Source organism: Desulfonatronospira sp. (assembly GCA_003563255.1).
Classification (GTDB): Bacteria; Desulfobacterota; Desulfovibrionia; order Desulfovibrionales; family Desulfonatronovibrionaceae; genus Desulfonatronospira.
Map to the genome: position 1 here is coordinate 1 of PWSL01000527.1, position 7,607 is coordinate 7,607.

The following is a 7,607-nucleotide window of genomic DNA, read 5'->3' on the forward strand; positions in this document are numbered from 1 at the left end:
GGACTGGCTCTTCCGGGACCCACTTGACCCAAAAAATGAGATATTTTAAGCACAAAATGATGCTCAAGTGGGTCCCGGAGTGCCTGTCCCCTGCTTTCCTTAAAAGCGCTAAACAGATACATTGAATATTTTTTTGTAAGCTGCGTTGCAGGGTAAATTTCAGCATATTTGAAAAAACCTGCAGGGAGAGCCAGCCTCCCTCCGGGCTGTATGCCGTGATACAGGCAAAGCGCTGAACAGATACGTAATAAGATAGTTATGGCCGGCGGCGGACCGGGGTGCCTGGGTTTTCAAATTGACATTGCATCTGTTTTACACTCAGGTTAAAGGGGTTTCTTCCAAGGCTGAAGGCCTTGAGACATCTTTAACGGCCTGGGATCAAGCACATTGTCCCTGGCCAGAGAGGAGTTATGGCATATTTTCGCAGCCTGGATAATCGTCTGGCTAAGCTGCAGGGACTTTTCAAAAAGAAAGAGCGGCTGCTCATTCTTGTCAATGCTGATCCGGACGCCCTGGCATCGGCTCTGGCCCTGAAGCGACTGTTGTACCGAAAAGTACACTCCGTGGGCATAGCGCATGTAAACCAGATTTCCAGGCCGGACAACCTGGAGATGATCAAGCTGCTGCGCATACCAGTCCAGAAGTTCAGCCCACCAATGCTGCCCCAGTACGACAAGTTCGCCCTGGTGGATTCCCAGCCGCATCATCACAAGGACTTTGAGCGCATCGATTTTTCAGTGGTTCTGGATCACCACCCCCTGGACAAACAGCACCCGGTTCAGGCGGAATACCAGGAGATTATCCCGGAGTATGGGGCCAACAGTTCCCTTCTGACGGAATACCTGTACAACATGAAGATCCGGCCGGGCAAGCTGCTGGCCACGGCCCTGGTGTACGGCATCAAGACCGATACCCGGAGCTTTGAACGTACCTTTTCAGATGTGGATATCCGGGCATTCAGGTACCTGACCAAGTTCTACGACCCTTTGCTTATGCAGAATATCATCAGGTCCGAGTTTCACAAGGAGTGGCTTAAGTACTTTTCCCTGGCATTCCGCAAGATCAAGTTCATGAGCAACGGGGCCACGGTTTTCATGGGCAAGGTGGATTCCCCGGACATCCTGGTGATCCTGGCGGATTTTTTTCTGCGGGTGCACAACATCTCCTGGGATATAATCAGTGGCATTCACGGTGATAAGCTCGTGGTCATTTTCAGGGGGGACGGTATGCGCAGGGACATGGGCAAGCTCTCCAGCAAGATGTTCAAGGATCTGGGGCCTGCCGGGGGACACAAGCAGATGGCCAGGGCCGAGATTCCCCTGGAAAAAGTAGATCAGAAACATGCCCAGCAGTTTATTCTGCAGCGACTGGCCGAAGTCAGAAGTCGCAAAAAGAAATCATTCGGTGCAGGCAATGCAGACAAATCGGCAAAAAAGCCAGGAAGGAGTCATGATCAGGGAAAAAATTGAGTATACGAGTGAGCCGGTTTTTTTGATCGATGGTAGTTCCTTCCTGTACAGGGCTTTTTATGCCTACCCGGACCTGAAGCGTTCCGACGGCTTTCCCACCAATGCCATTTTCATAGTCATGCGCATGATTTTAAAGATTATCAAGGAGGAAAGCCCGGCTTACATGGGGTTTTTTCTGGACGGGAAAGGCCCGACGTTTCGACACGAATTGTATGACCGTTACAAGGCCCAGCGTCCCGGTATTCCAGAAGGATTGTCGGTGCAGATAGAGCCCCTGCAGGAAGCGGTGCATCTCCTGGGAGTGCCGGGATATGTGTCCCAGGGCATGGAAGCCGACGACCTTATTGCAGGTTATACTGAGATTTTCAAGAGACAGCACCCGGTGGTAATAGTAGCTTCGGACAAGGACCTGAAACAGTTGCTTGATGAGCAGGTCTACCTCTGGGATCCCGGGGCAAAAAACCCCGAGCCCATGAATTCTCAGGGCTTCAAGCAGGAGATGGGTATAGAACCGGTGCAGTGGCCGGACTACCAGGCCCTGGTGGGTGACAGCTCCGACAACATCCCGGGCATTCCCGGGGTGGGACCCAAGACCGCCCTGAACTGGCTCAAGAAGTTTCCAACCCTGGAGCACCTGCAGGCCGGGCTGGATCAATTAAAACCCCGAGAGCAGGAAAAGATCAGGCAGCACCTGGATGATGTGTTTTTGTACCGCAGGCTGACCAGGCTGAAACTGGACAGCGTAGAACATGTCGGCCTGGATTCCCTCAGAACCGGGCCACTGGAAATGGAAAAACTCCTGGTTTTTCTTGACAGGTACGAGTTCAAAAGCCTCAAGGATGAATTGCCTGGCAATCAGGGAGCGGGCCGGCAGGAGAGCGGGCAAATAGAGGGCGTGGCCAGGGTGAATCAGAATAATGAAAAAATGCCCGATTGCCGGGGGCGGAAGGTGGGGATTTTTCCCGGCAGGGAACATTACCTGGTGGCCCTGGAAGATGGTGAATGGAAGTTGCCCAAGGGTTCAATCCCGGCGGATAAGTTCAGGGATTGCAAAAAATACCTGTTTTCCCTCAAAGATCTCATAAAGATGGAACCGTCCTGGATGCAGGAGCCGGTATCCGGTTTTTTCGATATTTCCCTGGGGGTGTATCTTTTAAATCCCGAAGAAAGGGATTACGGCTTTGAAAGAATATTCAGGAGCTATGCCCCGGCAACCGGGGTGCATCAGGACAACAGGGCCCTGGCGGCCCTGAAGATCGGACGCCTGGTGGAAGAAAGGCTGCAGACTGCAGGTCTCTTAAAACTCATGCAGGAACTGGAGATGCCGCTGGTCCCGGTGTTGTGCCGCATGGAGTCCTCCGGAATCGTCATTGACCTAAATGCTTTCGAGGAGTTTTTGAGCCAGGTCAGGCAAAGCCTGGAGGACCTGACTGCCAGGATATATTCCATGGCGGGTAGAAAATTCAACATTCGCTCCACGCAGCAGACAGCCCAGGTACTGTTTCAGGAACTGGGATTCAAGTCCAGGCGCAAGACCCCCAAGGGGGCTGACTCCACATCCAACGTGGTTTTGGAGTCCATGCGGGGGGATCATGCCATAGTAGACCTGATACTGCAGTACAGGACCCTGGAAAAGCTGCGCTCTACTTACCTGGAGCCCCTGCCTAAAAAGGTGGACTCCCGGGGCAGGCTGCACACAAACTTCAACCAGCTGGCCACGGCGACAGGACGCCTGTCCAGCAGCAATCCCAATCTGCAGAATATCCCCATCAAGGGCGAATTCGGGCCCAGGATGCGGGCCTGTTTTACCGCACCACAGGGCAGGCTCCTGGTGGGAGCGGACTACTCCCAGATTGAGCTGCGCATTCTGGCGCACATGTCCAGGGATCCCAATCTACTGCAGGCCTTCAGCAGCAACGAGGACATCCATCGTCGCACTGCCGGGCTTCTGTTTGACAAGGATATCGACCAGGTAAGTCAAGATGAACGTCGCAAAGCCAAAACCATCAATTTCGGGCTGTTGTACGGAATGGGGCCGCAAAAGCTCAGCCGTGAACTGGGCATCGCCATGGAAGCCGCCAAAGAGTTTATTAGAGTTTACTTCAGCAAGCTGGAAAAGGTGCGGGCCTTTTACCAGAAAATTGAAGACATGGCCCAGGAGCAGGGGTTTGTGACCACCATGGCCGGACGCAGGCGTCTTCTCCCGGATATCAACTCCAGAAACTCCAACCTGGCCCAGCAGGCAAGGCGTACCGCGGTGAACACCGTCATCCAGGGTTCGGCCGCGGATATTATCAAAAAGGCCATGCTGGCTGTGGACACTGACTCCGAACTAGGGTCCCTGGGAGCGGTCATGGTGCTGCAGGTGCATGACGAACTTCTGCTGGAGGCGGAAGCTTCTGCTGCTGAAAAGGCCGGGCAGAGGCTGGCCCGGGTCATGGCCGGGGTAGAGAGTCTGGAGGTGCCCCTGCTGGTGGAATGGGGTATCGGAAAAAATTGGGCTGATACTCATGGGTGAGTCCTGGAGCTGGAGAGTATGGGAGTTATGGTAAGAGAGAGGGGACTGGCTCTTTTTCCGCCAGATTTTTTTGAGCAATTACAGGTTTTCAACCGGCAAAACTACCTGTCCCCGGTGGCCGAGGCGATAATTAACACAGGGTTTCGCTGTAGTGTTAAAATAGAACCGGGTTTCCTGGAAAGGAAGAGTTGCAGTAGTTATGGACAGTGTTACTTATCTCACGCCTGAAACGGGCCCTTTGCCGGAAAAGGTGCGCAGGGCCATGGGGCGGAACGTGTATGGCATGTCCGGACCGGAGTTGCAGGCCGCCTGCAAAAGGATTAATGCCGGTCTGCAGCTTCTTTTGGGAACCTTGGAAAATGTTCGGATCATGCTTTGCGGGCTGGATGATGCCCGGCAGGAGGTCATGAGACGGCTGTTTGATCCCGGCAGCGTGGTGCTGGTGGTGGAGGCTGGACTTCAGGGTCTGAAGCTCTCGGATGCGGCCCAGGCCTGCGGCCTGGAGGTGGTGGCCCTGCCTATACCCTGGGAGCGGGCTGTAAAACCCGGGGAAGTGGAGAACACCCTGACACGCTGGCCGGAGATATCCGGAGTAATCATAAACCGGGTGGAGATGTCCACCGGGGCCCTGCACCCGGTTCAGGAAATTTCCGGTCTTTGCAGGTCTTTCAGGAAGAAGCTGATTGTGGATGCAACAGGTTCTCTGGCTTCCCATGCTTGCAGGCAGGAGGCCTGGGGAGCTGACTGTGTGCTGAGCGCTTCCGGTGCGGACAGTATGACTTTGCCAGGTGCTGTATTTCTGGCTCCAGGCGCCTTGTTCAGCCATGAGACCAGGGGTTGTTCTGTCCCGGATGTCCCCCCGGAGCTTTTGCTGGACGGAGGGAGGCTTTTTACCGGGAGTTTTTTTTCCAGGGAAGGGCTGCACATCCTGCCAGGCCTGGATGCGGCCCTGGGAGAGTTGACCCCGGAACTGCTGAACAGCCGTCTAAAAAAGGCAAATGCCCTGTGTGTCATGGCCAGGGCGGGAATAGAGGCCATGGGCCTGGAGATTTTGGTGCAAAGAAATTTTTCTGCCGCACTTACCTGTGTCAGGCTGAATCCCGGAATTGATGCTGAAAGGCTTTTACAAACGGCTGGAAATGATTATAAAGTAGTAATGTCCCGGGGACAAAAGCAGCTTAAGGAAAGAGTCCTGCGCATGGGTCATTCCGGAAGTACTTGCTGGAAGGATATTTTGGCCGGTCTGGCGGCACTTTACCAGGCCTACCGGAAATGTTACGGAGTATGCGGTGCCAGGGACTACCTGGAAAAGGCCTGGCAGGCCTATTGCGACCATAGCCGGGAATCAGAACGAACCGATGGAAGCGCATAATGATTAAACCAGAAAGGACAGTTATTCGTGCCTGTGGCCGATAAAAAGGAGGTTTTGCAGATGGAGGAGTATAAAGAAAACATCAAGGTCACTGACCGCAGAATAAATTACGAGGATGATGATGACACAGTAGAGGGTATTGCCGGGGAAAGCCAGGCAAAAAAGATGGAGCGCAAAAAGGCCGCGGATGACTACAAGCATGTTGCTGCTGACAGGGAAAACTCTTTTCCGCGTATGGATTTTTCTACTTTTGTGTTTTCCCTGAGCACTTCCGCCCTGGCCCATCTGGGAGAGATGCCCAACCCCGAGAACGAGGAGAAAGAAATGAACCTGCCCCTGGCCAGACAGACCATTGACCTTTTGGCTATGCTGGAGGAAAAAACCAGGGGCAACCTGACTCCGGTTGAGGAACAGCAACTGAAAGATTTTCTGTTCGAAGTCCGCATGAAATACGTGCAAAAGGCCAGGTAAAGCCGAGAGCTATATCCTGACTGGATCGAAGTTGTCTCCGGTAATGCACGTACCTCCCTGGGGGGTGACCCGGAAGGTGTTTTCTACCCCCACCATACCTTTGCCGGGGATGCCGATCTTGGGTTCCACCGCCAGAAACATGTTTTCCTGCAGGGGGTGGTCAAAACCCTTGGCCAGGGGCGGAAATTCGTCAACAGCCAGGCCTATACCGTGTCCCAGGAAGGGTACCTTATTGCCCCCGAGTCCCATGAAGCCCTCGGACATGTTTTCTTTTTCCGCCATCTCTATGGCCATGAGATAAAGTTCCGAAGGCTTGCAGCCGGGGCGCAGTCTGGAGGAAATTTCTTCCTGGATACGGATGCAGAGTTCATGGGCCTGGATGACCTGTTCCGGCGGACTCCAGCTTCGGGGTAAATAAACCTGCGTCTTGTCGGTCTGATATCCTTCCAGGGCAAACCCGCAATCCAGTGTCAGTGGTTCGTCCTCCTGCCAGACTTTGCCGGCGTAGCCCATCTGGGTAATGGCTGGATGTTCTCCGCGTAGGCCCACTGGGCCGTTGAACACGCTGGGGTAGTTGGCGCTGTCTCCGGCAGCGACGTGTCCCAGAAATATTTCCTCCCCGTAGTTCTGCATGCGCATCAGTCCCTGGTGCCCCAGTTGAAAAAAGCATTCCCAGACCTTCATACTGATGTCCCGTTCCGTCATGCCGGGGGTTATCATGCCCGGTAAAACGTGATACAGGGCTTGGTGATGTCTCTGGCCGCAAAGCAGCATCTTTTCGGCCTCCCAGGGAGTCTTGACCATGCGGGTCAGGGCCAGGGCCTGGTCCACTGAGGCAAATAGCGGACCGGAGAGCCTCTTTTGCAGGCTTTCGGCCAGGGCCCAGGGCAGGCCCATTTTCTCAGCCCCGACCCTGTCGGGGACACTGAGACCGAAATCGGACAGGAGGTCCGGGAGCTGGCCGAATGACCTGAAGGCCACTACCCGCTCCAACGGGGATTCCAGGCTGAACCTTTGCAGTCCCTTGCGGCACAGGAAGACAGGCTCACCCTGCATGGGGATCCAGAGCAGGCCGTTTCCGAAAGACCCGGTGAAATAATAGATGTTGAGGCGGGAAAAAATCATGACAGCCCCGCAATCCAGGCCGCCGGCAATGATGTTGTTTTTAAAGGCCTTGACCCTGGACTGCATTTCCTCCAGGGGCAGCTTTTCCAGACTTTCAAACATAAAAACTCCTTATGTATCTGTTTAGCGCTTTGCATGCGGCAGGGATACCTGCCCGGAGGCATACAGCCCGGAGCGTAAAATGGCTGAGCTCCCGGCAGCAAAAGAGCCAGTCCCCTTCGAGTTCAAATAAAGTGTCCCGGTAATCACCAACCCTGAGTTTCCAATAACCTTTCAGGGTTTTCCTCAAAGGAAGACCGTACTCGTGGGGAGTTGCCAATAATTTTTCCTCAATGGTCTTCCTGATCCCTGATTTGATATCAGAGCATAAGCGGGGCAAGTCCTCGGACTTCACAGCTGGATGGTATTTAACCCCATACTTGTTCATGGCTTAAGGCAGTATCCGGATTGAATGTCTGTTCTCTTTGCTCAGCCAGAGCTGTCAAGGCGACATCCTCCCTTAGCTCCATGGCTTCTTTTACCAGATCCCGGATAGCCATTGATTTTGATATACCTTCCTGCTTTGCAAGATCGCTTACGGCTGAATACAGTCCACTTTCCAGGACAACATTTATTCTGGGATTTTTTGTCGGCATAATTTCTCTCCTTGGAA

Annotated in this window: 6 protein-coding genes; 4 read left to right on the forward strand and 2 right to left on the reverse strand. The window is 53.8% G+C overall.

Features of this window, described 5'->3' with window-relative positions; all coding sequences use genetic code 11:
• The first annotated feature begins 410 nt into the window (after nt 1-410).
• The 4 genes from QZP87_RS15245 (at nt 411) to QZP87_RS15260 (ending at nt 5,830) form a co-directional block, all read left to right on the forward strand.
• Nucleotides 411-1,469, forward strand: a complete 1,059-nt coding sequence (locus QZP87_RS15245) for a DHH family phosphoesterase (protein WP_291323782.1) — start codon at nt 411-413, stop codon at nt 1,467-1,469.
• Nucleotides 1,450-3,987 (forward strand): DNA polymerase I, encoded by a 2,538-nt coding sequence (locus QZP87_RS15250; protein WP_291323783.1) that lies wholly within the window; start codon nt 1,450-1,452, stop codon nt 3,985-3,987. Before QZP87_RS15245 ends, QZP87_RS15250 begins: the two co-directional genes overlap by 20 nt.
• Before the next feature lie 199 nt (nt 3,988-4,186).
• The gene (locus QZP87_RS15255; protein WP_291323784.1) at nt 4,187-5,359 is read left to right on the forward strand and encodes an aminotransferase class V-fold PLP-dependent enzyme; all 1,173 of its coding nucleotides are present in this window, start codon (nt 4,187-4,189) and stop codon (nt 5,357-5,359) included.
• Between the two features lie 60 nt (nt 5,360-5,419).
• Nucleotides 5,420-5,830, forward strand: a complete 411-nt coding sequence (locus tag QZP87_RS15260) for a DUF1844 domain-containing protein (RefSeq protein ID WP_291323785.1) — start codon at nt 5,420-5,422, stop codon at nt 5,828-5,830.
• Nucleotides 5,831-5,839: 9 nt separating this feature from the next.
• On the opposite strand, the gene QZP87_RS15265 is transcribed toward QZP87_RS15260, so the two are convergent.
• Both QZP87_RS15265 and QZP87_RS15270 read right to left on the reverse strand, forming a co-directional pair.
• Complete coding sequence (locus tag QZP87_RS15265) at nt 5,840-7,057, reverse strand: Xaa-Pro peptidase family protein (protein WP_291323786.1); 1,218 nt, start codon at nt 7,055-7,057, stop codon at nt 5,840-5,842.
• A 305-nt stretch (nt 7,058-7,362) separates the two neighbouring features.
• The coding region (locus tag QZP87_RS15270) for a hypothetical protein (protein ID WP_291323787.1) at nt 7,363-7,607 on the reverse strand (245 nt) is incomplete at its 5' end.